Annotated in this window: 29 protein-coding genes and 1 tRNA gene; 14 read left to right on the forward strand and 16 right to left on the reverse strand. The window is 68.3% G+C overall.

What is annotated here, in order from left to right; translation table 11 throughout:
* Nucleotides 1–28: 28 nt before the first annotated feature.
* A complete protein-coding gene (locus ACRDTB_RS20670) occupies nucleotides 29–1,522 on the reverse strand; it encodes an MFS transporter (RefSeq protein WP_431432624.1) in 1,494 nt (497 codons plus the stop codon).
* A 203-nt stretch (nucleotides 1,523–1,725) separates the two neighbouring features.
* Between ACRDTB_RS20670 and ACRDTB_RS20675 the strand changes: the two genes are divergently transcribed.
* Nucleotides 1,726–2,283, forward strand: coding sequence for a cupin domain-containing protein (locus ACRDTB_RS20675; RefSeq protein WP_431432626.1), 558 nt, complete (start codon nucleotides 1,726–1,728; stop codon nucleotides 2,281–2,283).
* A complete protein-coding gene (locus tag ACRDTB_RS20680) occupies nucleotides 2,283–2,975 on the forward strand; it encodes an alpha/beta hydrolase (RefSeq protein WP_431432628.1) in 693 nt (230 codons plus the stop codon). Before ACRDTB_RS20675 ends, ACRDTB_RS20680 begins: the two co-directional genes overlap by 1 nt.
* A gap of 64 nt (nucleotides 2,976–3,039) precedes the next feature.
* Here ACRDTB_RS20680 and ACRDTB_RS20685 read toward each other — a convergent pair whose 3' ends face one another.
* The gene (locus tag ACRDTB_RS20685) at nucleotides 3,040–3,894 is read right to left on the reverse strand and encodes a methyltransferase domain-containing protein (RefSeq protein ID WP_431432630.1); all 855 of its coding nucleotides are present in this window, start codon (nucleotides 3,892–3,894) and stop codon (nucleotides 3,040–3,042) included.
* A 132-nt stretch (nucleotides 3,895–4,026) separates the two neighbouring features.
* The gene (locus ACRDTB_RS20690) at nucleotides 4,027–4,206 is read right to left on the reverse strand and encodes a hypothetical protein (RefSeq protein ID WP_431432632.1); all 180 of its coding nucleotides are present in this window, start codon (nucleotides 4,204–4,206) and stop codon (nucleotides 4,027–4,029) included.
* Nucleotides 4,207–4,220: 14 nt separating this feature from the next.
* Here ACRDTB_RS20690 and ACRDTB_RS20695 point away from each other — a divergent pair, with 14 nt between their 5' ends.
* Genes ACRDTB_RS20695 through ACRDTB_RS20705 form a run of 3 tightly spaced genes read left to right on the forward strand, consistent with a single transcriptional unit; the run spans nucleotide 4,221 to nucleotide 6,026 of the window.
* The gene (locus ACRDTB_RS20695; RefSeq protein WP_431432634.1) at nucleotides 4,221–4,649 is read left to right on the forward strand and encodes a hypothetical protein; all 429 of its coding nucleotides are present in this window, start codon (nucleotides 4,221–4,223) and stop codon (nucleotides 4,647–4,649) included.
* 24 nt (nucleotides 4,650–4,673) lie between these two features.
* The gene (locus tag ACRDTB_RS20700) at nucleotides 4,674–5,186 is read left to right on the forward strand and encodes a MauE/DoxX family redox-associated membrane protein (RefSeq protein WP_431432635.1); all 513 of its coding nucleotides are present in this window, start codon (nucleotides 4,674–4,676) and stop codon (nucleotides 5,184–5,186) included.
* A 3-nt stretch (nucleotides 5,187–5,189) separates the two neighbouring features.
* Nucleotides 5,190–6,026, forward strand: coding sequence for a DsbA family protein (locus ACRDTB_RS20705; RefSeq protein WP_431432637.1), 837 nt, complete (start codon nucleotides 5,190–5,192; stop codon nucleotides 6,024–6,026).
* Nucleotides 6,027–6,029: 3 nt separating this feature from the next.
* Here the strand turns inward: ACRDTB_RS20705 and ACRDTB_RS20710 are convergent, their stop codons facing one another.
* On the reverse strand, nucleotides 6,030–7,361 hold the full coding sequence (locus tag ACRDTB_RS20710; RefSeq protein WP_431432639.1) for a phenylacetate--CoA ligase family protein: 1,332 nt from the start codon (nucleotides 7,359–7,361) through the stop codon (nucleotides 6,030–6,032).
* Between the two features lie 124 nt (nucleotides 7,362–7,485).
* Between ACRDTB_RS20710 and ACRDTB_RS20715 the strand changes: the two genes are divergently transcribed.
* Nucleotides 7,486–7,558, forward strand: a tRNA-Ala gene (locus ACRDTB_RS20715).
* A 792-nt stretch (nucleotides 7,559–8,350) separates the two neighbouring features.
* On the opposite strand, the gene ACRDTB_RS20720 is transcribed toward ACRDTB_RS20715, so the two are convergent.
* The gene (locus ACRDTB_RS20720) at nucleotides 8,351–8,788 is read right to left on the reverse strand and encodes a hypothetical protein (protein ID WP_431432641.1); all 438 of its coding nucleotides are present in this window, start codon (nucleotides 8,786–8,788) and stop codon (nucleotides 8,351–8,353) included.
* A 173-nt stretch (nucleotides 8,789–8,961) separates the two neighbouring features.
* On the opposite strand from ACRDTB_RS20720, the gene ACRDTB_RS20725 reads away from it, so the two are divergent.
* Together ACRDTB_RS20725 and ACRDTB_RS20730 are read left to right on the forward strand one after the other, a co-directional pair.
* A complete protein-coding gene (locus tag ACRDTB_RS20725; protein ID WP_431432643.1) occupies nucleotides 8,962–9,855 on the forward strand; it encodes a hypothetical protein in 894 nt (297 codons plus the stop codon).
* Nucleotides 9,852–10,655 carry a YbaB/EbfC family nucleoid-associated protein gene (locus ACRDTB_RS20730; protein ID WP_431432644.1) on the forward strand — a complete coding sequence of 268 codons (804 nt, stop codon included), beginning with the start codon at nucleotides 9,852–9,854 and terminating at the stop codon, nucleotides 10,653–10,655. Before ACRDTB_RS20725 ends, ACRDTB_RS20730 begins: the two co-directional genes overlap by 4 nt.
* 87 nt (nucleotides 10,656–10,742) lie before the next feature.
* Here ACRDTB_RS20730 and ACRDTB_RS20735 read toward each other — a convergent pair whose 3' ends face one another.
* Nucleotides 10,743–11,423: a hypothetical protein gene (locus ACRDTB_RS20735; RefSeq protein WP_431432646.1), complete on the reverse strand. Its 681-nt coding sequence runs from the start codon at nucleotides 11,421–11,423 to the stop codon at nucleotides 10,743–10,745.
* A 49-nt stretch (nucleotides 11,424–11,472) separates the two neighbouring features.
* On the opposite strand from ACRDTB_RS20735, the gene ACRDTB_RS20740 reads away from it, so the two are divergent.
* The 4 genes from ACRDTB_RS20740 (at nucleotide 11,473) to ACRDTB_RS20755 (ending at nucleotide 13,073) form a co-directional block, all read left to right on the forward strand.
* Nucleotides 11,473–11,760 carry a hypothetical protein gene (locus ACRDTB_RS20740; protein WP_431432647.1) on the forward strand — a complete coding sequence of 96 codons (288 nt, stop codon included), beginning with the start codon at nucleotides 11,473–11,475 and terminating at the stop codon, nucleotides 11,758–11,760.
* 334 nt (nucleotides 11,761–12,094) lie between these two features.
* Nucleotides 12,095–12,337, forward strand: coding sequence for a hypothetical protein (locus tag ACRDTB_RS20745; protein ID WP_431432649.1), 243 nt, complete (start codon nucleotides 12,095–12,097; stop codon nucleotides 12,335–12,337).
* 2 nt (nucleotides 12,338–12,339) lie between these two features.
* Nucleotides 12,340–12,489 (forward strand): hypothetical protein, encoded by a 150-nt coding sequence (locus ACRDTB_RS20750; protein ID WP_431432651.1) that lies wholly within the window; start codon nucleotides 12,340–12,342, stop codon nucleotides 12,487–12,489.
* 59 nt (nucleotides 12,490–12,548) lie between these two features.
* Nucleotides 12,549–13,073 carry a hypothetical protein gene (locus tag ACRDTB_RS20755; RefSeq protein ID WP_431432652.1) on the forward strand — a complete coding sequence of 175 codons (525 nt, stop codon included), beginning with the start codon at nucleotides 12,549–12,551 and terminating at the stop codon, nucleotides 13,071–13,073.
* Nucleotides 13,074–13,508: 435 nt separating this feature from the next.
* Here the strand turns inward: ACRDTB_RS20755 and ACRDTB_RS20760 are convergent, their stop codons facing one another.
* Both ACRDTB_RS20760 and ACRDTB_RS20765 read right to left on the reverse strand, forming a co-directional pair.
* Entirely contained in the window at nucleotides 13,509–14,750 is a 1,242-nt protein-coding gene (locus ACRDTB_RS20760; RefSeq protein WP_431432653.1) for an MFS transporter, read from the reverse strand.
* Nucleotides 14,747–16,327 carry an AMP-binding protein gene (locus ACRDTB_RS20765; protein WP_431432655.1) on the reverse strand — a complete coding sequence of 527 codons (1,581 nt, stop codon included), beginning with the start codon at nucleotides 16,325–16,327 and terminating at the stop codon, nucleotides 14,747–14,749. The genes ACRDTB_RS20760 and ACRDTB_RS20765 overlap by 4 nt, the downstream gene beginning before the upstream one ends.
* A gap of 157 nt (nucleotides 16,328–16,484) precedes the next feature.
* Between ACRDTB_RS20765 and ACRDTB_RS20770 the strand changes: the two genes are divergently transcribed.
* Both ACRDTB_RS20770 and ACRDTB_RS20775 read left to right on the forward strand, forming a co-directional pair.
* Nucleotides 16,485–17,162, forward strand: a complete 678-nt coding sequence (locus ACRDTB_RS20770; protein ID WP_431432657.1) for a serine hydrolase domain-containing protein — start codon at nucleotides 16,485–16,487, stop codon at nucleotides 17,160–17,162.
* A complete protein-coding gene (locus tag ACRDTB_RS20775; RefSeq protein WP_431432687.1) occupies nucleotides 17,072–17,626 on the forward strand; it encodes a serine hydrolase in 555 nt (184 codons plus the stop codon). Before ACRDTB_RS20770 ends, ACRDTB_RS20775 begins: the two co-directional genes overlap by 91 nt.
* 31 nt (nucleotides 17,627–17,657) lie before the next feature.
* Here the strand turns inward: ACRDTB_RS20775 and ACRDTB_RS20780 are convergent, their stop codons facing one another.
* From ACRDTB_RS20780 to ACRDTB_RS20815, 8 genes are all read right to left on the reverse strand, one after another.
* Complete coding sequence (locus tag ACRDTB_RS20780; RefSeq protein WP_431432658.1) at nucleotides 17,658–17,801, reverse strand: hypothetical protein; 144 nt, start codon at nucleotides 17,799–17,801, stop codon at nucleotides 17,658–17,660.
* A 318-nt stretch (nucleotides 17,802–18,119) separates the two neighbouring features.
* A complete protein-coding gene (locus ACRDTB_RS20785) occupies nucleotides 18,120–18,434 on the reverse strand; it encodes a hypothetical protein (protein ID WP_431432660.1) in 315 nt (104 codons plus the stop codon).
* 31 nt (nucleotides 18,435–18,465) lie between these two features.
* Nucleotides 18,466–18,948 (reverse strand): hypothetical protein, encoded by a 483-nt coding sequence (locus tag ACRDTB_RS20790; protein WP_431432662.1) that lies wholly within the window; start codon nucleotides 18,946–18,948, stop codon nucleotides 18,466–18,468.
* A gap of 197 nt (nucleotides 18,949–19,145) precedes the next feature.
* On the reverse strand, nucleotides 19,146–19,787 hold the full coding sequence (locus ACRDTB_RS20795) for a tyrosine-type recombinase/integrase (protein WP_431432663.1): 642 nt from the start codon (nucleotides 19,785–19,787) through the stop codon (nucleotides 19,146–19,148).
* A gap of 262 nt (nucleotides 19,788–20,049) precedes the next feature.
* Nucleotides 20,050–20,301 carry a hypothetical protein gene (locus ACRDTB_RS20800; protein WP_431432689.1) on the reverse strand — a complete coding sequence of 84 codons (252 nt, stop codon included), beginning with the start codon at nucleotides 20,299–20,301 and terminating at the stop codon, nucleotides 20,050–20,052.
* Nucleotides 20,255–20,554: a hypothetical protein gene (locus ACRDTB_RS20805; protein WP_431432697.1), complete on the reverse strand. Its 300-nt coding sequence runs from the start codon at nucleotides 20,552–20,554 to the stop codon at nucleotides 20,255–20,257. The genes ACRDTB_RS20800 and ACRDTB_RS20805 overlap by 47 nt, the downstream gene beginning before the upstream one ends.
* A 371-nt stretch (nucleotides 20,555–20,925) precedes the next feature.
* The gene (locus ACRDTB_RS20810; protein WP_431432665.1) at nucleotides 20,926–23,898 is read right to left on the reverse strand and encodes a tetratricopeptide repeat protein; all 2,973 of its coding nucleotides are present in this window, start codon (nucleotides 23,896–23,898) and stop codon (nucleotides 20,926–20,928) included.
* Nucleotides 23,898–24,197: a hypothetical protein gene (locus ACRDTB_RS20815; RefSeq protein ID WP_431432667.1), complete on the reverse strand. Its 300-nt coding sequence runs from the start codon at nucleotides 24,195–24,197 to the stop codon at nucleotides 23,898–23,900. The genes ACRDTB_RS20810 and ACRDTB_RS20815 overlap by 1 nt, the downstream gene beginning before the upstream one ends.
* Nucleotides 24,198–24,346: the final 149 nt, after the last annotated feature.

Raw genomic sequence — 24,346 nt, forward strand, 5'->3', positions numbered from 1 at the left:
GCTCTTCCGCGTACGAATGGGACGTGCTCTAGTGCGTCGCCTGAGCCACCTCGGAGCCGCCCGCGCCGCCGGCGGCCTCGTGCCCGTGATCGGGACCATGGTGGGCCGGTGCCGGCGGCCGCCAGGAAGCGCGCAGCCACAGCACAACCGGAATCGCCGCCACCGCGAGCAACGCTGACCAGCCGATCGCCCAGGCGTGCCCGGACGCGAGCGCGGCGAGCGGGTCGATGCCGCCTTCGGCGAGCCGAGCCTCGGTCCGCTGCCCGGCAAGCGTGCTCGCCAGGGCGACGCCGACCGCGCCACCGATCTGCAGCGTGGTGCTGACCAGCCCGGACGCCGCGCCCTGCGTCGCACCGTGCACACCCGCGGTGCAGGTGACGAACGCCCCGACGATCGCCGCGCCGACCCCGAAGCCGAACACGATGCCCGGCAGCACGAACGAGACGATCATGTTGCTGCCGGCACCGAGGGTCAGCGCCCACCAGCCCAGCCCGATCGCCTGCAGGCCGAGCCCACCGGCCAACGCGGTCACCGGGCTGATCCGGCCGAACTGGCGAATGGTGACCTGCGAGCCGATGAACAGCGCGACGCTGATCGGCATCATGCCGAACGCGGCGATCAGCGGCTCGAACCCGCGGGCGTGCTGCAGGTACAGGGTGACCACGAAGAACAGGCCGAACATCAGCGCGCCGGTCGCGGCGTTGGCGATGTTTCCGGCGATCACGTTGCGCAGCCGGAACAACGCCCGCGGCACCAGCGGGCTCGACGCGAGCAGTTGGCGAGCGACGAAGGCGCCAAGCGCCGCCACGGCGATCCCGAAGGTGACCAGCGTGCCGGTCGAACCCCAGCCCTGGCTGCTGCCCCGAACCACGCCGTACAGCAGCCCGCACAGTGCACCGCTACCCAGGACCGCGCCGATCAGGTCCATCCGCTCGCCGGCCAGGCGCCGCCCGGTCGGCACCATGCGCACCACGAACGCCAGCACCACGAGCATGACCGGCACGTTGATCAGGAACGCCCACTGCCATGCGATCGTGGTGAGCAGGCCACCGAACAACACGCCGAGCGCGCCGGCCAGGCCGCCGATCCCACCGAACATGCCCAGCGCCTTGTACCGGTCCGGCCCTTCCTCGAACACCTCGGTCACCAGCGCCATCGCCGCCGGCGAGATCACCGCGGCGGTGAGTCCTTGCGCGGCGCGGGCCGCGACGAGCATCCACGCCCACTCCGACAAGCCGCACGCCAGCGAGGCGAGGATGAACAACACCATCCCGACCAGCAGCATGCGGCGTCGCCCGAACAAGTCCGCGATCCGGCCGCCGAGCAGCAGGAACCCGCCGAAGCCCAGCATGTAGGCGTCCATCACCCAGGCCAGGCCGAGCGGGGAGAATCCGAGTTCACTCTGAATCGGCGGCAGTGCGATGTAGACGATGCTGGTGTCGAGCACCACTACGAACTGCACCGCGGCGAGCAGACCGAAGATCCGCCACGGGTTCCTCACCGTGGACAGCATCGTGCTCATTTCCGGCACCTTCCCTCACGTTGTCTTCTTGCCGGCGAGCCTGCCGGGCACGGCATGCTCGCCACATCCCGTCTTCACGTGAGGTCGCTCCAAAACCCGCCGGCTACCCGCCCAAGATCGCGTGATCGAGGGATGCTTCCGCAGGACATTCCGGGCAGCGTGTAGCACCGAGGTAATGACTCCCACTATGTCAGGAGGTGACGATGTCGACCTCAGTCAACGGCACCACCCGCAACGGCGACACTCGGCAGGAAGTAGTGCACGTACCGGCGGGCGAAGGAATTCCGTTGTGGGTGCCAGAGGAGCCGCCGGCCGACCTGGTCGACGGTAGTGGCCCGGAGATGTCCCACTACACGTTCATCTCCACGGCGGAGACCACGGACGGTGCGCTGGCGATCGTGGACACCAGGGTTCCGGCTGGGAATGGTCCGCCGGAGCACATGCACTCGGACGCCGACGAGTCGTTCTACGTCCTCGAAGGTGAGTTCGACGTGTCGGCCGACGGAAAGTCGTTCGTCATCAAGGAAGGTGACTACGCGTTCGTGCCCCGCGGCACGAAGCACATCTGGAAGAACAACACGGAGAAGCAGGCTAGAATGCTGCGCATCTACACGCCGGGCGGCCACGAGAAGTTCTTCATCGACATCAGCCGCCCGGCCAAGCCCGGTGAGTCGGCACCCAGGCTGACCCACGAGGACGTGGCGCGGGCTGAGGCCGCTGTGGAAAAGTACTATGGGCCAAGCCCAACAGGAGGAAATTGATGGCAACCAACCCCACCGTCGTCCTGGTGCACGGCGCCTGGCACGGCGCCTGGGTCTGGACGGCGTTCGAGAAGGTGCTGGCCGAGCGTGGCGTGCCGGCGGTCGCGGTCGACCTGACCAGCCAGGGCACCGACGCGGCGAAGCTGGGTGACCTGCGCTCGGACGTCGACCTGCTGCGCGAGACCATCACCGGGGTGAACGGTCCGGTGGTGATCCTGGCGCACTCGGCGTACGGCGGCGTCGTGACCAGCGAGGCGGCCGACGGGCCGGACAACGTGAAGCGCATCGTGCTGCTCACCTCGTTCGCGGCCGACGTCGGTGAGTCGCTGAGCGGGCTGTTCGGCAACCACGGCACCCCGCCGTTCCTCGACGCGGCCGACGGCCTGCTGACCGTCAAGCCGGGCTTCGGCAGCCGGCTGTTCTACAGCGACTGCCCGGCGGACGTGGCCGCGGACTCCGAGGCCAGGCTGCTGCCACAGCACGCGGTCACCTTCGGCCAGGAGGCCCGCGCCGCGGCATGGCGCAAGATCCCGACGTCGTACATCGTCACCACCGAGGACCAGGCGATGCACCCTGACGGGCAGCGCCGGATGGTCGAGCGGGTCAACGACTCGGTCGACCTGCACAGCGGGCACTCGCCGTTCCTGTCCCAGCCGGAGAAGCTGGCCGACCTGCTCGCCGAACGGCTGTAGCGGCGGCACAAAAGATCCCCGGTGGTCGCGACCACCGGGGATCTTTTGCTGTCCGTACGACCCGTTACCACTGGGACACGGTCGCCCCCATGGCGAACCCGGTGATGCTGCAGAAGAACCGGCCGATCCGGTCGGCTTCGGCCAGGGTCTGCCACCAGCTGTCGAGCTCACTCGGTGACAGCGACAACTTCCCGTCGGCCATGGCCATGGCCAGCCGACCCTCGACGGTCCGCCGGAAGAACTTGTAGGGCATCACCACGGTGTGCGGGTTGATCGATATCTCGAACATCCCGAGTTCGGAGAACCGGCGAACCAGCTGCCGACCGCTCCAGTTGTTCGGGTGACCGTCGGAGGTGACCCGGACGATCTCCCTGGTGGCCTCGACATCGGGGTGGTCGATGGTGGCGGTGTCGAAGTCGTAGTCGAACACGGCGAGCCGCCCACCCGGCCGGACCACGCGCACCAGCTCGGCGGCCGCGGCCGTGATGTCGGCACAGTGCATCAGCACGAGCTTGGCCCGCGCCCCGTGGAAGATGTTGTCGGGGTAGGGCAGCTGATTCGCGTCCGCGGTCTGAAAGGTCAGCCATGGCTCCGTGCCCCGCCGGCGGGCCTCATCGACCATGGCCGAGCTCAGGTCGGTACCGACGACGTAACCGGACGACCCGACCATCTTGGCCAACTCGCGGGCGTCGTCTCCCGTACCACACCCGACATCCACAATGGACTTTCCGCCCAGCTGCCCGAGCTGGGCGGCGAGGGTACGGCGAATCCTGCCGTATTCCGGGATGGCGTTGGCCATGTCCATGAACTCGATGAACCACGCCGAATCCGGCGCCCGGTCCACCGTGGTGAACTCGGCCACGTTGCCCTTGGGGCCGCCATTGGCACCGCCCTTGGGGCCCAAGTTGACACCGCTCATATCGATAACCTCGGTTGTGGTCACACTGCACTCCCCTGGAGATCCAACTCGTGGACAGCTGTCCTCGACCAGCTTCCTCACCAGGTACCGGCCGGACATCCCCCATTCACGCCACCCGCGAGCCGTACTGCGTCACCAGCCCTTGACCACGTAGGTCACGAAGATGAGCGCGGTGCGGCGCGGCAGGTCGCTCCTGGTCATCGCCGAGAGCGAGCGGGTTCGTGGGGTGCCCGGCGGGGAGACGCTCGAGCCGTCGCCCGCGTCGGGACCTACCTGCCGACGCCATGACGTCGCGACCTGCCGGCGTGCCACGCCATGATGGAGCCGTGTCGACCATCGGGATCGGAGTCCGGGCTGGGCTGGTCGCCGCCGTGCTCAGCGGGGCGCCCTCCACGGTCCACGCACTCCTGACCGGCCGGGATCCGCTCGCCGCCACGCGTGCCGCCGGGGCGCTGCTGCTGCCGCACGAGACCCGGTCCGGCCGCCTGCTGGCCGCGGCCGTGCCTGTCCACTGTGGAATCTCGCTCGGCTGGGGCGTGGTGCTCGCCCGGCTGCTGCCGCGGCGGGGCACCGTCGGGTGGGGCGCCATCGCCGGCCTCGCCATCGCGGTGGTCGACCTCCGCGTGCCGGGCGAGCGCACCGCCCGGGTCCGCGAGCTGGCCCGCTGGCCGCAGGTCGCCGACCACGTCGCGTTCGGCGTGGTCGCCGGCGTCGTGGTCGCGCAGCTGCGCGGACGGTCTCTCAGCGTGCCCTAAGGCGGCTTCGGTAGCGTCGATACCGTGGTTCGACCCTCCGCGCGCGTGCTCGACGGGATCGGCACCCTCGCCCGGCTGGGCCTGGCCGCGGTGTGGCTGATCTCCGGCGTCACCAAGGCGAGCGATCTCAACCAGACATATGTCGCGGTGCAGGCCTACGACCTGCTGCCCGCCGACCTGGCGAGCATCGTCGCCGGTGGCGTGCCGTTCCTCGAGCTCGCGCTCGGCGTCCTGCTGCTCGTCGGGCTCGGCACCCGGCTCACGGCGGCCGTCTCCGCGCTGGTGCTGCTCGCCTTCATCGGTGCGGTGGCGCAGTCGTGGGCCCGCGGCCTGACGATCGACTGCGGCTGCTTCGGCGGCGGCGGCCAGGTCGCGGCGGGCGAGACGCGGTACCCGCAGGAGATCGCCCGGGATATCGGCTTCCTGGCGCTGGCGGGCTGGTTGCTGGCCCGCCCGCGGACCCTGCTCGCCCTGGATGGTTGGCTGACCACCAGGGACGCGCCGGTCGAACCGGTCGACACGCATGGAAGGACTTGATCGGTGGGTGGAGCAGAGCGCAGCGCGCGCAAGAGGCGCCAGGCGCAGACCGGGACGGGCACCGCGCCGGCCGTCGCGAAGCACAAGTCGGGCGAGCGCAAGAAGGTCGTCATCGGCGTGGTCGTCGTGGTCCTGCTGGCCGGCGCCGTGCTCGGCGGGGTGATCTACACCAACAACAAGAAGAACGCGACCGAGGACCAGGAGATCGCGGCCAAGGGCACGACCGAGCTCGACGACGCCGCCACCGGAGCGGGCGACGAGGCGACCTACCCGGTGCACCGCGACGGGGCGGTGGTGGCCGTGGGCGAGGACGGCGCCACCGTGACCTTGGATGTGTACGAGGACTTCCTCTGCCCGGTCTGCCGCGCGTTCGAGGAGAGCTACGGCGACGACCTGGAGAAGCACGTCATGGACGGCACGCTGCGGCTGCGTTACCACATGCTGCCGATGCTCAACGACAGGTCGGACCCGCCGGGCTACTCCATGGACTCCGCCAACGCCGGCCTGTGCGCCGCGGACGCGGACCGGTTCCCCGCGTTCCACGTGAGCCTCTTCGACGCGCAGCCCGAGGAGGGCGCGCGAGGCTGGGACAAACAGCAGCTCGCCAGGCTGGGCAAGGATCTGGGCATCACCGACCCCAGCTTCAAGTCCTGCGTGGACAGCGGCGAGTACAACGGCATCCTGCAGGCCAACCTGGACGAGGTGCGCTCGACCGAGTACCTGCAGCAGGACTTCGACGGGCAGCGGGGTTTCGGCACACCGACCGTCGCAAAGGGACAGGAGGTGCTCGACACGTCCGATCCGAAGTGGCTGGACAAGGCGCTCGGTGACGCGCGCTGAGGGTCAGTCGATCCCGGCGAGCGGTGCCTCGCCCCCGGTCCACCGAGCGAACCGCCGGGCCTTGCCGACCTCGGTCCGCGGCACGCTGCCCCGCGCCAGCACCCGCACGACGCAGGTGATGCCGAGCCGCTCGCGCAGCGCCGCGTCCAGCTCGCCGGCGAGCCGCTCCTCGTCGACGGTGACGGCCGGCTCGACCGCGACACGCAGCTCGGGCCGGGCGGCGTCACGGCGGTCCTCGACCACGAGGTAGTGCGGGCTGACCCGCTCGTCGGCGAGTAGCACGGCCTCGATCTCGGTGGGGAAGACGTTCACGCCGCGGACCACGAGCATGTCGTCGGTGCGGCCGAGCAGCTTGGACATCCGCCGCAGCGTGCGCGGCGCGCCCGGGACCGGCCCGGCGAGCACGGCGACGTCGCCGGAGCGGTAACGCAGCAGCGGCATGCCGGTCTTGGTGAGCGTGGTGAACACGAGCTCGCCGGGGGTGCCGTCCGGCACGGGATCGCCGTCGGAGTCGACCGCCTCGACGTAGAAGTGGTCCTCGGCGACGTTCAGCATGCCGTCCGAGTCGAGCGACTCGCAGGCGACGCCGGGCCCGATGATCTCGGACAGCCCGTAGATGTCGAGCGCGCGCAGCCCGAGGAGGCGCTCGATCTGGACGCGCATCTCGTTGGTCCACGGCTCGGCGCCGAAGAGGCCCGCCCGCAGGCTGTCGCCCTCGACGTCGGCGGCGCGCATGGCCTCCCCGAGGAAGATCGCGTAGGACGGCGTGCAGGTCAGGATGTCCGGTCGCACGTCCACGAGCATTCGGATCTGCCGCTCGGTCATCCCACCCGACATCGGGACGACCGTGGCGCCGAGCCGAATGCCGCCGTGGTGGACACCGAGCCCGCCGGTGAACAGGCCGTACCCGTACGCGTTGTGCACGATGCTCCGCCGGGTCGCACCGGCGCCGCCGAGCGCGCGCGCCATGACCCGTGCCCAGATGTCGACGTCGTGCGCGGTGTAGGGGACCAACGTCGGCCGCCCACCCGTACCGGAGGACCCGTGCACGCAGACGACGTCCTCAGCGGGGACGGCCCGCAGCCCGTGCGGGTAGTGCTCCCAGAGGTCACGCTTCGTGACCATCGGCAACCGCCCGAGACTGTCGAGCGACACGTCCGCGCCACCCGTGACCCCGCTGTCGGCGAGCCGCGCGGCCTGCAGCCCACCGGCCGCGAGCAACCGGTCGACGAGCTCCCCGAGGCGCTGCTGCTGAACCTGTCGCCGCAGGTCGGGCGCGACTCCCTCGGCATCGGGCTCCACCAGCGGCACGCTCACGGCGTCATCGGCGATCACGCCAAGGGTGTAGCACGCAACCCCCGCCAACGGAACCACCTCGACCCGATTGCAGGGCACCGCATAGAGTCATGTAACTTGTAGAAGGCACGGTGAGAGCCATACGGGGCTGCACCATGCGAACGGGGCTGTAGCGCAGCTGGTAGCGCACCACACTGGCAGTGTGGGGGTCAGGGGTTCGAGCCCCCTCAGCTCCACTTCTGAATCGAATTCAGTATCGCCCGCTGACCTGCTGATATATGGTTGGCGGGCGATCTTGTTTCTCTGTCCGTTGTGGATAGTGACACGCAAACCTGGAGCAAAACTGGAGCACGGCCCTGACCCTGGTGAAACAGGGTCAAACGTTTGCTCCAGGGCGGTGGCCCGGACGGCTTGTTGTTGACCACGGGTCTTGGGGTTAGCCGCTGACCGCGCGAACGGTCGGGATGCGGTGATGTCCCCAGGCTGGTCGTTGGGTGCGTGTGGCAGGTTGTGCGCGGGTCGATGGTGGGGTGCGTGGTGGGTGACCGGTCCCTGGTCAGCCACATTCATTCGCTGAACTGCACCGACGAGCGCATCGACAACCGCACAGAGTGCTACGGACTGGGACGTGGTGGCCGTGCAGGTCCAGTCTCTGTCAAGCCTGTGTTCGTGGAGTGTCAACTCGACTACGACTGGAGCATCTTCGGCGCAACCAGCGTGGATGGCATGCTCCCATCGTCGTGACATCAACCCGACCGTGTTCGCGGAGCGGGTCGCATCCTGGACGCCCTCGCGACCCGGAGTTGCTACTGCGATCACGATGGCACGTGGCACCGGCTGATCAGCGCCTGATCAGTGGGTGATTGGGGGTGGCTTGGTGAGCGCACGTCGTTGCCCTGCCGCGATTCCTGGCTTTGATGAGGGCCGGAATCTGGGTGATCGGGGGAACGGCGTGCGCAAGATCAGGGCGATGGTGAAGGGAGGGGTCGTGTGGTGGTGTTGGCGCTACTCGTCGCGCCGCGTCGACCTCATGGCGGGTCTGCCGGGTCAAGCGGCGGCACGTACTCCAGCAGCTGGTCGAAGACCGGACCCAACGCGGCACGTAGCGCCGTGACTTTCTGGTGGGTGAGCAGCATCAGGTCTTCGGTATCTCCGTTGGCGTACTTGAGGAGGCGGTAGACCCGCGTGCTGTCGGGAACCGCTGCGAGGAGTGTCGCCGCGACCTGAGCTTGATTCTGGTTGTCCAGGTCGCGGATCACGCTATGACGCGTACCGTGGTCGGTCTCCAGTCGGAGATGGGCGTCGTTTCCCTGGATGTCGATCTCGGTGTCGACCGTGGCCACGTTCTGGTTGGCAAGGTCTTCGAGCACGGCCTCGTTCGTGACCTTCCAGTCGATCTGGTAGTTGAATGGCGAGCGCGTGAGCGCGAGCAGGAAGGCGTCCTCCGCGTCGTCGCCGGGCGGCAAGGTCGCGCCGTCGCTCCGGCTCCGATGGGCGGAAAGCCGAGCGGGCTCCAATTGGCGGGGAGCCTGCCGTTTCGCTTGGCGACATCCAGAAGCGTCGCGAGCAGCTCGTCCTTGACCGGCACATAGCGCGCCGGCGGCCCTGGCGGGATCGCAAGTGATGTCTGGAACAACGGATGGTCGACGATCGGCTCGGACAAACCCCGCTTCTTGCGCAGCTTGCCGAAGGCGGCGAGCTCGACCGGCGTCAGTTCGTAGTTCAGGAACTCCTCACCGTCGTCTTCGGTGAGGGCGACGTTGGACAGATGGTGCTCGCAGACCGCCTTCAGCGTCGACGACAACTCCGGCTCGTCGGCCCGTCGCGCGAGGTCGCCCAGCGGCCCGGTGATATCGGCCGGTCGGACGCCGGAACCGTCACCGAACATCTCACCCGCAAGCCAGACGGCGAACTGCGGAAGTGCCACCTCGGCCGCCTCATCCGGCCTCTCCTCAAGGAAGCGCACGATGGTGTCGGCCGCCAGCCGCGCCGGAGCCGGTGCCTCCAGGACGAGGAGGTGGAGCAGTGCACCTCCCACCGTCGCCGCGGAGTGGGGACTGTACAGACCGAGCACACCGTACGAGCTGGCAGTCAGGACACTGAATCGCTCGATGTCACGCCATCCCTCCACCGACCCGAGCAGCACACTCCTCATGCCCTCCCAACGGCCGGCACGGGCAAAGTTGTCCACGCGCAGGCAAACCTGCTTGTAGTCCCCCTCCTCGACTGCCTCCGCGAGCCCTTGCGCACCACGGCTCCGTTCCCAATCGACCCGCTCAGCGTCGAGCTCCCGGTACGTCCTGACCAGCGACCGAACTCGGCGGTCCTTGATGTCCTTCACGGGCACATCCTCCACCACACCGCGACCGCCCGAATCGGGGCGGCGTGGCTGGTCGTGCGGGCGGCCGGGCTTGGTGAGCCTGATGGCCTGATGCGGACAGTGCCATTGAGCTACTACGCATTGCGGTGTGACGACCGGCAGGGATCGGGTGGGCTCGAGATGGGGTGCGCCGGTGGCGGGAAGATTCGGTGACTGACAAGCAGGTCCTGGCCGAGCAACGACCGCTGTACAGCACCGCGCTGGCGGCGGTGCTCGCCGCGATGGACATCTCGCCGACGGTGGCCCTGTCGGTGCTGAACCTTTCGTCAGGGCCGGACCACGCGCACCGCCCGAAGCCGTCCAGCCAACACGCGAAGACGACACGAAACCTGGACATGGCGATCTCCCTCGGTATCGGCGTTCGCGCCATCGAGTCCGCTATGGACGAGTCGGGTACAGGACGTGGCGGCGGCACGGATCCGAACGTCCCCACGCGGCCCCGAGGCCGGCTCGCCGCCGTCCTCGGCCGGTTCCGCGTGCCACTCGACCCGGTGCACCCGAACGCTGCTCCCCTATGGATAGATACCGCTCGCGGGCGGTCGCGGCCACGACGTCGTCCCCACCGGGGCCACAGTGGAACGTCAGGACGATTGGAGTCACCGATGAGCGGCGACCGTTTTGGCGGCGGGAGTGGCGATGCGGGCGACTGCCTGCCCACCTCCGGCGAGCTGATCGCGGGACTGAATCGGCTGCGGGACGCGATGGCGCAGGTTCAGCATGACATCGAGAACGTGATCGTCCACGGCCACTCACGGGGCAACATGGTCACCGCGACCATGCGAGGCGATGGACAGCTCGTCGACATCACCATCGATCCGGACCGGTCCCGCCGCCGCACCACGGACGACCTCGGCAGGGTCGTCGCCGAAGCGGTCAACGACGCGCTACTGAAACTCGGCGACACCACCAGGGCACGCATCACGTTCCTGCTCACGTCACCGGACGCCGCGTAGCAACACGACCGGCGTCAGTCCCCAATCCGTCCGCCGAACCGCCGGTTGCCGTCCACGATGACCACTCGGCTCGCGGCCGGGGCTGAGTCAGTCGAGCCCGAGGGAACGGCGGTACTCGGCCCAGCGGTCGAAGGGAAATACGCCGTGGTCGGCGTTGCGATGCGAGTAGCACGGATAGTCGCCGCCGAAGACCCAGCCCCGTTTCGGGTCGCGCTGCCAGGCGTAGTCCGGTTCCGGTACCTCCGACAGCACGAGCGTCGCCATCTCCGCGGCGTCGGCGCCGTGGAAGAGGCCCAGCCGCTCGAACGCCGCGGTGATGTCCTGCCGACGCTCGGCGAGCTGTGCGCTCTCGTCCAACCCGTGCCCGACGAACCGGGCCAGCAGCAGCAACGCGAGATCGGCGGAGGCACCCGCCGGCAACGGCGCCAAGGCGGCCCTCAGCTCCTCCCACCGCAGGCACCACGGCGCCCACCGGACCTGGTCCCAGTAACCGAGCTCGTCGGCGGAGTCCACGTGGTCGTCCGGGTGGTCGGCCCCGTCCTCGTCGGTCGAGGACAGGAGCAGGCTGTACATGCCAATGTCGAAGACCAGGTTGAGCGTCAGCCGCAGCGACGCGGCGGGCGGGAAGTGCAGGTCGAGTTCGCCGACCTGCTCCTGCAGCCGATCCGCCTCGCCCTCGAGGTCGAACCCGTCGCTCTCGTCGAAGGTGTAGACCCGCCAGAACGTCGACGAGGTCAGGGTCGCGAGAACGTCGTCGCTGAATTCCACGCGGGCACCGTAGCGGATGGCCCGGCACCGCTAGGGCAGTTCGCGCGACGTGGTGGGCGAGCGGCCCCACCACGGCTGCCTTGTCGGCGTCGGCGTTCCCGGCGGCGAGCACGGTCGCCGCTGGTCGGCGCCACCGATGACCCATCTGCGCCGACTCGTTGCGGACTATGTGCGGGTCGCGACCCTGGCCAGCGCCATCGAACGCGCTTCCAGCACACCGTTGACGTCGTGGCTGTTCAACAGCCCGTTCACCGGTGACCCACTCACCCGCACCGGCGTATTCAAGAAAGAGCTCGCCTGCGCTACGGGATCCAGTGGCTTTGTCTGCGTGAAGTGACCGCGTTTATCGGTCGGTCGTGACCGCACCTGGTGCGGTCACGGTGTTGGTGTTCGTGGCATGTGACCGCAGGGGGTTGCGTGCGGTGGGAGGATGCGTGGTGCTCCGGGTGAGGGACATAACCCCACCCTGACATTCCCACGGGATACCGGCCAACCCAAAGGCGCCGCTTGGCCAGTTTTGCTCCAGGTTTGCGTGTCACTATCCACAACGGACCAAGAACCAAGATCACCCGCCGACCATGTATTCGCATCAGCGGCGGGTCCGTCGCGTGCGTGAGGTGCCGGTGTACGACTCGTACGCGCGGTTGTCGTGGAACCCGAACACGCGGGAGTTGGAGAAGATCGAGGATCAGCTTGCGGACAACGCGACGGTGATCGAACGGACCGATCCCGGGTTGAGCGGTGAGATCTTCGGCCGAGCCGTCGAGTGGGATCTGACCCGGTTGTCGGTGGCGGCGTTCGCCATGTTCAACCGCAACCGGCAGTGGGTGACCGAGACCGATCTCGACGCGGACCTCCTCGCGCTGCTTGGAGAGCCGGCGGCCGGCCAGTCAGTGGCCTGCGTGCGGAGCTGACCGTGGCACAGACGGTCATCGGCCGGTTCTTCCTCGTGCACGAGGCGCAGGCCAGCCGAGACAACGCTCGGTTGAAGACCTACGAGTTCCTGCACGCGACCTTTAGCGAGTACCTTTTGCCCGGCTCGTGGCCCGGGAGTTGGCGGAGTTGACGAAGGCGGCTGAGTTGAACGCCACCCGGAGCCGACCCGATCCAGTTGATGATTCCTTCTTGTACGCGATTCTCTCGTTCGCCGCGCTGTCCACGCGGGGAACCGCGGTGTCGTTCCTGGCGGAGCAGGTTTTCGCTGTTCCGGACAGTACGCGGCACCGGATGCGTGCGGTGGTGCTTGAGCTCTTCCACCACACGCTCAACGCCAGGCTCGACCAGAAGTACAGCGACTATCAACCCGTTCGCGTCGGAGTGCCGGCGAGGCACGCAGCCTACTCGGCGAACTTTGTGATCCTCACCGTGATGGCAGGTGGTGAGGTCACCGGGCGTGAGCTGTTCCCGCACGCCCGGAACGTCGTGAAGCAGTGGACGAGCACAACGTATCTCTGGCGATCGCAGCTCATGTCCGAGGGATGGAACCGACTGGTACACACGATCGCGGTGCACCGTGAATCGAACTCCGGGCGGGGATGTCACGCTTACCCTCGCCACAGACGAGATCACCGCACCACCGGTAGATCTACCCTGGTCCTACAACCAAGCGCCAGCCACCACTGCTCGGTGGCGCCACTACGGCTTCGATGACATTCGGCTGCACAGCCACTTCACCTGCGAGCGAGTCGACGACACAGTCATGCACGCCCTCGAGCCCTTACGCGGACCAGCGGAAGCTGCGGTGACCACGGTGGTCGTCCTCTCGGACGGTCGCACGATCTCTCCGGCACATGCACTGCTCACCCTGATAGGGGTGCACAACAAGTCTGATTGGTTAAAGGCCTACAGAGATTGCCTTTCTATGTTGGTGAAGGGAGTCGTGTCCAAACCACTTGCCGAGTTGATGCAGTGGCGGCTGGCTGCTCGAAGACACTCTGGACAACCTTGTCGAGGACAAACTTAAGCCGGAGCTGGAGAAAGTTCTCCAGGAGATAGGCCTTATGAAGAAGGCTATACGTAAGATCTAATGATTCGTCACGAGCAGAACGGGAAACTGCGAAACCTGGGGGCAGGGCTCCGGCAAAGTCATGTCCGCTCGTGGGGCAGGCCATGTCCGCTGTTTGGCTGCCTGGTGGGCATCGCGGGGTCACGCGACCGCAGGCGGAACAGCGTCACGAGGGTCACCGCGAGGTAGAGGCAGCCGGCCAGCAGGATGGCGGGGTTGAGGCCGAGGGCGGCGGCCGCGAGGCCGCCCAGGGCGCCGCCGACCGGGAGGCCGGCGTAGCAGATGGCGGTCGCCAACCCGAAGACCCTGGTCTGTAGGTGGGTGGGGATCCGTTCGTATTGGATCGCACCGAGAATCGGGTTGAGCGATGCCATCGCCACGCCACAGCAGAACGTTACCGCGAGCACCAGCGGCAGGTTGTGGCTGAGCAGCACCAGGAGTTGCGGGGATCCGCCGACGGCGAGCGCGATCAGGAACGTCGTCCGTTGCGGGAGTGTGGGCGCGAGCGCCGTGAACAGGATGCTGCCCAGCACCGCGCCGGCGGCGAATGCGCCGAGGATCGTGCCGAGCAAAGCGGGGGAGCCGACCACATCGGACACCCAGATCGGCACGAACACCGCCGTGCTGGCCTGACTGAAGAGGTTGGCGAGGAAGATCATCGCCAGCAGGCCGAGCAACAATCGATCGTGCCGCAGGTAGCGGACGCCACCGCGCAGCGCCTGCAGGTACGGCTCCGACACGGGTGCCACGTCCGGTTCCGCCGGCGGTCGCACCAGCGCGGCGACGATCGCCGCACAAACCGCGAACGACACGGCGTCCACCCAGATCGCGCCCTGCGCGCCGAACCAGTAGATCAGCAACCCGCCGAGCGGGGCACCGACCAGCATCGCGCCGCGGGCCAACCCTTCGTACGCGGCGGTCACCCGCACCATCCGCGCGCCGGCGGCCTCCGCCATCGGGCGCAGCAGTACGTGCTTGGCCCGGTCGCCGACACCCCGTAACGCGCCCGCGACGGCCACCAACCCGAGAATCGCGGAGAACCCGATACCCGGGATCGCGGCGATCGCCGCCGTCGCCAGCGCGCTGCCGACATCGGTCGCGATCGACGCGGCCCGCAGCCCGAACCGGTCGGCGAGCGGGGTCGCGAGCACCCCGGCCAGCAGGTAGGGCAGCAACTGGCCGACCGCGACCAGCCCCATCTTGGCCGGGCTGTCGGTGGTCACCAACACCAGCCAGGGAATGGCCACAATGGACATACGATTGCCGAGCGCGGAGACGATCTCCGCGACGAACAGCGCGATGAACCCGACGCGCGGCCTCACACCGAGGTGCCGATCGGGTCGGACGCCGCGCCGTGCTCGGCGGCGTACCTGGCCCGCAATGCCTTCGTGTTGACCTTGCCGATGCCGGTCAGCGGGAGGGAGTCGACGAACTGGATGCCGCGCGGCACCCACACCGGGGTCAGCTCCTGGCGCACCAGCGCGGTGAGCTCCTCGGCGGTGACCGTCGCGTCCGGATCCGGCACCACGAACGCGTGCCCCGCTTCGCCGAGTTCCGCGTCCGGCACGCCGATGACCGCCGCGGCGCGCACCTTCGGGTGGGTGACGAGCACGTCCTCGATCGGCCTGGGGTAGATGCACCTGGAGCCGGGCCCGGTGAGGATCGTGTCCTGCACGCGGCCGACGAGGTGGAGGTATCCGTCGGCGTCGACATACCCGAGGTCGCGGGTGCGGACCCAGCCGTTGACGATGGTCTCGGCGGTCAGCTCCGGCTGGCCCCAGTAGCCGGCGAAGTTCATCCGGCTGGCCACCCACAGCTCGCCGACCTGGCCGGTGCCGAGCACGCCGCCGGATTCGCCGCGGATCTCCACCCGCACGTCGCCGTACGGCTTGCCGCACGAGAGAAGGCGCTGCGGGTGCTCGGGCTCGCTGCCGACACCGGGAAAAGCCGAGATGAACGGGCATTCGCTCAGCCCGTAGGTGATGCGCAGGATCGGGCCGAACCGCGCGACGCCCTGGCGCAGCCGGTCCGGCGCGGCCGCGGAACTGCCGACGGAGAGCAGGTTCAGGCTGCTCAGGTCCGCGTCGGCCAGGGCGGGGTGATCGAGCAGCTGGTAGAGCATCGGTGGCGAGATGAACACCGAGCTCACCCGCTCCCGCTCGATGGTGGCGCAGAAATCTCCGACATGGAACTTCTCCATGATCACCAGCAGCCCCCCGCAGAACAGGTAGAGCAGCGCGGAGATCTGGCCGGCCGGATGCCACAGCGGGGTCTGGGTGAGATGGTGGACGTTCCGCTCGCCCGCGTCGAGCAGCTCCTGGGCGAGAACGTCCAGTTGCTGGTAGAGATCTTGGCGATGATGCACGGATTTCGGTACCCCGGTCGTGCCGCTGGTCTGGAACACCGACTGCGGCTCGTCCGCGCCGAGGAGATCGGCGGGGCTCGGCGCGTCCGGCCGCGGTGCGAGGAGGTTCGGGCCTTGCCCGTCGGCGCCGAGGCACAGCAGCGGCACCCCGAGCCGGGCACCGAGCTGCTCGCCCTGCTCCTCGTGCGTGCTCGGGTCGTAGATCAACACATCCGGCGGCACCAGGCGCAGGTAGTCGTCCACCTCCCGGCGCAGCGCGGCGGGATCGATCCACGCCGAACGGCTGCCGATCAGGTGCATCGCGAGCTGGAGGATGGGAGCCTCCGGCGGGTGCGTGACCAATACCCCGACCGCCGTGCCGGACCGAACACCGTTCGCCCGCAGAGCCGCGGCGACCGACAGCACGCCGGTGGCAAGGTCCGCGTAGGTCAATCGGCGACCCCGGCCGATGACAGCTTCCCGGTCACCATATTCGGCGAAGCGCTCCAGGGCCCGTAACACGTAATTCGGTTGGCTCGGCGACTGGTTTTCCACTGCGCCTCCACATTGGCCCGTCGCGAGGTCGCCATTAACCTACCCGTGGCGGGTTGGCAAGCCAAGACTCGCCGATTCGATCGGTTGCCAGGCGGTCGGCTCCAGGTCAGGCGCCTTCGTTTGTGGGCCGACGTTCGGTGCTGGCTAGTCTGCCCGCATGGATGAGGTGAACGGCACGGTCGCGCCCGGGTTCGAGCGGGTCCGCGAGGTGTTCGAGGCGAACTTCACGGTGGGCGGCGACGTCGGGGCGGCGTGCACCGTGTGGGTCGGTGGGCATGAGGTCGTCGACCTGGTCGGTGGGCTCGTCTCGCCGGCCAGCGACGAGCCCTACACGCGGCGCGCGCTGCAGATGGTGGCGTCGGCGACCAATGGCGCGATGGCGATCTGCGCGTTGCGCCTCGTCGAGCGCGGCGAACTGGACCTCGACGCTCCGGTCGCGACGTACTGGCCGGAGTTCGCCGCCGCAGGCAAGGCGGAGGTTCCGGTGCGCTGGCTGCTCACCCACCAGGCCGGCCTGCCGCACGTCGACCCGGTCATCGCGATGGACGACGTGTACCGGTGGACCCCGATGGTCGAGGCACTCGCCGCGCAGGCGCCGGTGTGGGAGCCGGGCACGCGCACGGCTACCACGCTGATCTACGGCTGGCTGGTCGGCGAGGTGCTAGCCCGCGTCACCGGCCTGAACCGGGCGAGCTCGTGCGCGAGGAGATCGCGGAGCCGCTCGGCATCGACCTGTACGTCGGCCTGCCGGAGTCCGAAATGGACCGTGTGGCGCCACTGGTGTTGGCGCCGCCGCCCGCGCCGGGCGCGCCGCCGGACCCGCTGGCCGCGCTGATGCTGGACCCGAACCAGCTGGCGCACAAGGCTTTCTTCGTGCCGAACGGCCTCTTCGCCGTGATGAACGACCGGAGCGCCTGGGCCGCGCAGATCCCCGCGGCGAACGGCATGTCGACCGCCCACGCACTGGCCACGATATACGCCGCGTGCCTCGCCGAGGTGCACGGCGTACGGCTGCTGTCGGCGCGGACGCTGGCCGACGCCACGACACCGCAGGCCGAGGGGACCGACCGCGTGCTGGGCTTCGCGAGCCGGTTCGGGCTCGGCTTCCAGCTGTCCTACCCGCTACGCCCGATGGCCGGCCCGGGGTCGTTCGGGCACTACGAGCTCGGCGGCTCGGTCGGCTTCGCGCACCCGGAGCGTGGGGTCGCGTTCGGCTGCGTGGTCAACCAGATGCTGCCCGGCGGGGTCGTCGACCCGCGGTCGTCGGCGCTGATCGAGGCGGTGTTCGCGGCCGCCTGACCCATGCCGTGGGCACGCCGATGCACCGGCGTCACTCTGGCGTCGTGAAGGGGATGGTCGTGCTGATCCGGACGAAGCCGAGTCTCTCCAGGATCGGCTGGCTGATCGGCAGGGCGTCGATGCGTAGGTAGGTGAAGCCCCGCTCGGCGGCCAGCCCGGCGCGGAAGCCCACCACCGCGCGGTATATGCCGCGCCGGCGCCATTGGGCAGCGTGCCGCCGCCCAGAGGCTGGCGAAGTCGGTGCCCTCGTGGAAGTCCACCCGCGACGCGCACACCGGGTTCCCGTCAGCCATCGCGAGCACGATGGCGAGCGCGTTCGGGTCCCTGGCCAACCGCTCGCGCAGGCTGGCGATCCCCGATGCGAAGTCGCCGCCGAAGACCTCCTCCTGTACATGCTTGACCAGCCACAGGCCGGCGTCATCGGTGGCCGTGCGAAGCTCGATGCCCTCGGGCGCGGGCAGGTTGGTCGGGAGGTCCGCGATGTCGGCGACCATCAGGGCCGCCTCCTCGCCGGGCTGGAGCCCGGCCGCGCGCAGCCGGTCGGGCAGGTCGTTCGGTTTGTCGTGGGTGTAGTACTTCCACTCGAACCACCGACCAGGCCGGTGAAGTAGGCGACCTGCTCGGCGATCGCCGCGTCGGCGGTCGACGAGGCGAGGTCGGACCAGTCGATGCCGTTCCAGCCGTCCGGCCAGGGACTGACGCAGCGGATCATGTTGCCGACCCGTTCGAGTCGGCCGACGCCGAGGCCTGGCCAGACGGTTTCGCGGAGCTGCTCGTCGAACGCCGCCAGCGCGGCCGCACGGTCCATGCGGAAAGTCCAGCACACCGGGGCAAGCGGTTTACCGGTGCGCGGCGACGAGCACATGCGGGGTGGCGCCGAGAATCGAGGGCTCGCGCTCGGTGCGTGCGGCCAGCTCGAGCACCAGCGCCCGACCATCCGGATCGGACAGTCGCTGCTCGATGTCGGGCATCCAGTGCGTCATGCCCTCCACGGCGTAGAGGTCGTCGAGGTGCAGGCCCGCGTCGGCGACCTCGCCGGGCAGCTCCTCGGGCCGGTGGAAGTAAACCGTGGTGAAGCCCACGAGGTCGAGCACGCCGCGGCGTTCGCCGGTCGCTAGCTCGGCGCGCATCATGTCGACGAAGTCCGGCCGGTCGGCCATGCCGTTCAGCAGCGTCTCGTACATCGGCGCGCAGCGGCTGATCGCCGCGGCCAGCACCACGCCGCCGGCACGGACGACGCGGCGCGCCTCGGCGTACGCGCGGACCCGGTCGGCCCGGTCGAGCAGGTGGTAGATCGGGCCGAGCAGGGCGATCACGATCACGGGAGCCCGGTCTTCACACCGGATCGGACTGGAGCAGACCTGGAGCACGGGCGCGCGTCCAACAACGCTGAACTGCAGTCAGGTGCACTCAACCGCAGTGGTTGCAACGGGTTTGACGTGGTGATACGGTAAAGATGCAGGTGAGAGTCACTGTCCACACCAGACTGGCAGTGTGGGGGTCAGGGGCTCGAGCCCCCTCAGCTCCACTTCTTGATCAATTCTCGTCGACCGGACGTTTTGCCTGGTCGGAGGACGTCTCGCAGTTCTGCGATGATCGGTAGCCACGGTCGGTGGTGGCCGTTGGCGGTACTCAAGTGGAGCGATTCTGGAGCACTGCCAGTGCGGATGTCTGGTGTGAATGTCCAGTTGCTACTGACGTTGACCTTCTGTTTCCGAGTTGATCGGTTGGAGCGGAGGGTGGTGCGCTGCGCGGGGGCCGTGTGGGGGTCACGTCGGCGTCGCGGCGCGCAGCGAGATCGTTTGTTGGCTGTGGCTTGCTTCCAGCGGCGTTCCAGGCTGGCGAGGAGGCGGGTTTCGATTTCGGGTGCGACGTCGCTGTAGACCTCGACGAGTCGGTTAGCGAGGTGGTGGCCGAGGCGTCGAGCTTGGGCGATTTCCGGCATGTTGTCGGCGATGAGCCAGGTCTTGTGACTGTGCCGAAGCCCATGAAAGGTCAGGCCTGGTCGTACTGGCTGGGTGGCTTTCTGGGCGTTGCCGTCGACTGCGGGGCGGAAGACCCGACGATCGAAGGTGCTGCGCCATAGCGGGTGGCCGTGGCGGCTCGTGAACACGAACGAGCCTTTGCTGTGGGCGAGGTGCTCGCCGAGTTGCGCGATCAAGAACGGGGGAGGGTGATGGTGCGAGCCGACGCCGGTGTCTTCGGCGGCCCGAGCCATAACTGATGCGCGGACTCGTGCAGTGCGCCAATGTCGGATCGATGGTGATCACGCTGCGGTCGAGGTCCACGTGGTCACGTTGTAGCCCGGCGATCTCGCCCCACCGGCAGCCGGTCCACGCGGTGGTGATCACAAGCAGCCCAGCAGATGGGCCGCCCAGCCGGGTGGCCTGCTCGGCGATGCGTAGCACCTGCTCGGGCATGGCCTACACCCGCTCACGTGGGGTGGGAGCATAGTCGCGGCGTCGGCCGCGCCGACGTCGCCGGCGCACGGGGTTGGCGGGGATGAGGCGGTCGTCGACGGCGTCATCGAGGATCATCGAGAGGATGGTGCGGAGTGTGACGACGGTGGACGCCGCGTACTGCTGGCGGAGCTGTTTCAACCATCTGGTCACGGCCGAGGCGGTGATTTCACCCAGGCCGAGGCTGCCCCAACGTGGCAGGATGTGCAGCCGCAGGCACCGGCGGTAGTTCTCCTCGGTTCGGGTTTTCCACGTCGATCGTTTCGATCCACCGCTCGACCCACTTGCCGAGTCGAATCTTCGCACCGGCCGGGTCCAGCCAGGTCCCGCGACGCCGGTCGACGCGCATGTCCTGCAGGTAATCCTGCGCCACCTTGTGGCTGTCGAAGCCCGACACGGAGCCGTAGCCACTATCGGTGCGGTAGCGCACGCGCCACGAGTGCTGCCCCACTTGCTCTACCCATGCCATGACAGCCTCCCTGAAACGGTCGATAGGTCGACACCGTGATGCCCCCTAAGGGGAGACACCGCAACTCGATCAACAGCAAGCGAGCCAGACGGCCGCAGACCGTATTTTGGGAAGCACCAGCTCCAACGTCCGCTTCTGCCGATGAGCGATTGGGTGCGTCACGGATGTCGTCTCGGGGCGGGCGATGTGCTAGATCATTGCTTGCCTGCGACTGCTTGAGCTGGTACTGCGACGGCAGTTAGGTGAGTAGCCGCTTTGTTCGTAGTGGCTGAGGCGGGTTTACGTCCTCCGTGGGTTCAAATGCCACCGCCACCGCATCCGACGCTGAGTGGGTCTCTGTGACCCACTCGGCGTTGTGCTGTGGGGCTTCGCTATGTCTGGTCGGGTTTCTCCGCGTACGCGCCTTTCAGCCGATCCTTGTCCGACTGCGTCCAAGCGATTCCCCACAGGCCTTGCTCGATTGCGACGTGGAAGGTGGGCCTGTCGCCAGTGATTTCGCTTGTGATTGCTCCTGCTTCTGCCAGCGCGGCGTGACCGGCTTCCTCATCGCCGATGCAGGTGAGGAGGACGAACAGGTTGAGCAAGTCCTCGGCAAGACTCTGACGGCAGTCAGGGTCGGTTTCGGCGAGTTCGCGTTGCAGGGCGACGGCTTCCTGCGCGACGGTAACGGCGGCGGGTCCGTTGGCTGTCATGTGCAGCCGCCGGCTGAGCCGGTCCAATGCTCTGCCAAGTCTCGGGCGGTGCACCAAGGGCTCGGTTTCGATGAGCTCGCGGTAGAGGCAGACAGCTTCCTCGGCGGTGGTAAGTGCGGCGTGCGCAGCGCCTTGGTCCGCCTGATATTGGCTCAAGTCATCCAGACTGGCCGCCAAGGCCGCGCGAACCGGGGCGGGGTCGGCTGCGGCTAGTTCGCGGTAGAGCACGACTGCCTCGCCAACAGCATCGAGGGCTGCTTGTCCACGACCAGCTCGGCTGAACGCGGTCCCGAGGACGGCCAGACACCTGGCGAGTTCCGGCAGGAAGGCGCCAGGATCGACCGCGGCGACCTCGCGGTAGAGGGCTACCGCCTCTTCGGCGGGAGCGAAGCTCGCCGTCACATCGCCGTTGCGCGCCAGCCAGAGTCCCAGGTTGCTCAGGCTCCGGGCCAGTTCGGCGCGGTGCGCCAGGGGATCCGATTCTACGAGTTTCCGGTAGAGCACAACGGCTTCCCGGGTCGGGCCGACAGCAGTTGCCAACCTGCCGGCCGCTGCCAGCAGGTTGCCGTAGTTGTTGAGCGCGAGCGCCAACTTGGGGGCGAACTCGGCGGCGTTGGTTTCAACGAGCTCGCCAAGCAATGCCACCGCTTCGCCGACTGGTTCGACTGCGTCTCGCGTGTGCCCGGCCTCACCGAGCCGCACACCGAAGTTTTGCAAGGTGGCGGCGAGGGGTGGCCGGAAGGCCAGTGGATCGGCTTCAGCGAGCTCCCTGCGGATGGCGAGCGCCTCGCGTGCGGGCCCGAGTGCGCCCTGCTTGTCGCCTGCTTCGGCGAGCTGAGCACTGAGGTTGTTCAGGCTTGCCGCCAAGCTGTCTTGGTGATCAGGGCCTGCCTCGGCGAGGTAGCGGAAGATCGTCACTGCTTCGCGGGCCGGGGTGATCGCGGCTTGCCGCTCGCCTGCGTCGGAGAGCTGGTTTCCGAAATTGGTCAAGCTCGACCCGTAGGCGGGCAAGTAAGTGGCGGGGTCGCGTTTCGCGAGTTCGCCGCTTTCCTGGGCTGCTTGGAAGGCTGACGCGAGCGCGCCTTTCCGATCGCCCGCGTACCTCAGCCTCCGTGTCTGCTGCGTGAGGAGTTCCACGCGCAGATTCGGATCGGCGTCGGCGCGCAGGTGACGGACGACGTGCTTTGCCAGCGCCGCCGCGGTCTGCAGCAGGTCCGTGCGGTACTCGGGCAACCGCAAGAGGACTGTGCCGCACAGAGCCACCGGAGCGGCAGCGATCAACGTCAGCAACACTGGACCGCTGACCTGGGTCGCAAGGCTCTGCGACTGTTCGAGGACCGCCCACAGGACGGGTCGGACGACCTCGTGCCGGTCCGCGGCCGCGGCCAGGACGATCAGGCACCGGCGCAGTGCGTCGGTGGTCACGGGATCGTCGGGATCGTCCGACCAGCGCAGCAGCAACCGTTCGAGGGTTTCCGCCGCCCGCGGGTGATCGGCGAGGCGCCGCGCGACGAAGTCCTCGCCGAGGCGGTCCGGTCGGAGCGGCACGAGCGCGGCCTCGGTCGTGGCGTCATGTGACAGCCGGTCGGGGTAGAGCGTGTCGTGCCAACTGATCAGGGCGCGAGGGCTGGTGTCCGAAAAAGCTGCAGACGCCAGCAGCGTGCGCGCAAGTTCGGCGTCGGGGAGAGGGCCGAACAGGGTGGCGAGGAAAACGCTGGAAGCCGCGTCGTCCCGGGTCACGCCGGCGGTGCCGTTGGGCCAGTAGCGGGCTTCGTGATTCAGCAGGAAGCCGGAGAGCTCGGTGAGTTCTGGGCGCCGCACCTGGTCGTGGTCGGCGCAGACCGCGGCCAGCGCGGACATGTGCAAATTGAGGACCGAGCCGAACTCCGGTGCGTCGAGGTCCGGAACCGGGACGCCGGTCGACGACAGCTCCATCGCGGCTTGGAACTCTTGCGCGGCAACGGTGAACGCCGCAGCCCGGTCGGCGAGGCCACTGACCAGATCGGCCACTTCGAGCGGCTCCGCGAGCTCGAGCGGCAAACGATCGAGCTCCGGCCGAAGCGATGTCCAGACATGGGCGCGGGTCCGCGCCAGCAGCAGGATCCGCACCAGGTGCTCGCGGTTGCGGGTCGTCACCGAGCGGATCATGGACACCAGAGCGTCGAGTGGCCAGCGCTCGGCGTAGTCGACGACGACCAACGCAGGACCGCCGACACCGCTCGTCGGCGGTCCGTGATCCAGCACGTCGGCCGGTGACACCGCCTTCGACACCGCTCGGGCCACCCGCCAGCATCGCTCATGGCTGTTGCCCGCGAACGCGTTCGCGAGCCGCGTCTTGCCCTGTCCGCCCGGACCGTGCAACAGCAAGACCGACGCCGGGGCATCCACGGCATCACGCCACCCGGTCAGCGCGCGCTCGATGTCCGGTCGTGGCCAGTAGGGCACGACCTCACGGCGCGGGTCGAGCAAGTAGCTCGGTGTCCGCCGGTGTTTGGGTACCCAGCTCGACCGCGGCACCGGCTCAAGCCACTGCACCTGGTACGGCTCGCCGTCCAACGCCAGCGTCACGTTCTCCGCAGCGCCGATCTGGATGTTCGGTCCGTTGATCCACGACCCGGCGACGGAGTTGCGGTGGCCGCGGGACAACTCCACTACTCGCTCCGCTCAATCCGCGCGTCCCGGCCCACGTGACCAATCTGCACGTTCGATCCGCCGATGGTCGAGCCCTCGACCGTATTCGACACCGACGGTGCTGTCGGGCCCGCGCGCCGGGTCGACACCACGCCGTAGGCGGCCAACCCCAGACCGATCACCCCGCTCAACGCGCCGATCACGCTGCCGATCTTGTCGGCGGCGTCGAGGCCTTTCCACACCATCAACCCACCGACTGCCACCAGCACCACACCGCACGCCACGCTGACGATCCACCCCGCTCGCCGCAATCCGGCCACACCTCCATTATCGCCGTGCCTCGCAAGACAAGATTTGGGTACCTCGGCGAGGGACGGAACCGCCAAAGGTGTGCCGCCCGCCCAACAAACAAACTGTCGGCGTGGCACGAGCTGGCTGATCTCGCGGCGCTTGTGGTGCGACGCGATGA

It is taken from the genome of Actinophytocola sp. (assembly GCF_050699935.1).
Taxonomy (GTDB): domain Bacteria; phylum Actinomycetota; class Actinomycetes; order Mycobacteriales; family Pseudonocardiaceae; genus Actinophytocola.

Bases quoted from the DNA above. Each gene is read 5' to 3' on its own strand.
- ACRDTB_RS20670 (WP_431432624.1), bottom strand. From the start codon at position 1,522: ATGAGCACGATGCTGTCCACGGTGAGGAACCCGTGGCGGATCTTCGGT.
- ACRDTB_RS20675 (WP_431432626.1), top strand. From the start codon at position 1,726: ATGTCGACCTCAGTCAACGGCACCACCCGCAACGGCGACACTCGGCAG.
- ACRDTB_RS20680 (WP_431432628.1), top strand. From the start codon at position 2,283: ATGGCAACCAACCCCACCGTCGTCCTGGTGCACGGCGCCTGGCACGGC.
- ACRDTB_RS20685 (WP_431432630.1), bottom strand. From the start codon at position 3,894: ATGAGCGGTGTCAACTTGGGCCCCAAGGGCGGTGCCAATGGCGGCCCC.
- ACRDTB_RS20725 (WP_431432643.1), top strand. From the start codon at position 8,962: ATGGTCGACGATCGGCTCGGACAAACCCCGCTTCTTGCGCAGCTTGCC.
- ACRDTB_RS20770 (WP_431432657.1), top strand. From the start codon at position 16,485: ATGGATGAGGTGAACGGCACGGTCGCGCCCGGGTTCGAGCGGGTCCGC.
- ACRDTB_RS20785 (WP_431432660.1), bottom strand. From the start codon at position 18,434: ATGGACCGTGCGGCCGCGCTGGCGGCGTTCGACGAGCAGCTCCGCGAA.
- ACRDTB_RS20805 (WP_431432697.1), bottom strand. From the start codon at position 20,554: ATGGCATGGGTAGAGCAAGTGGGGCAGCACTCGTGGCGCGTGCGCTAC.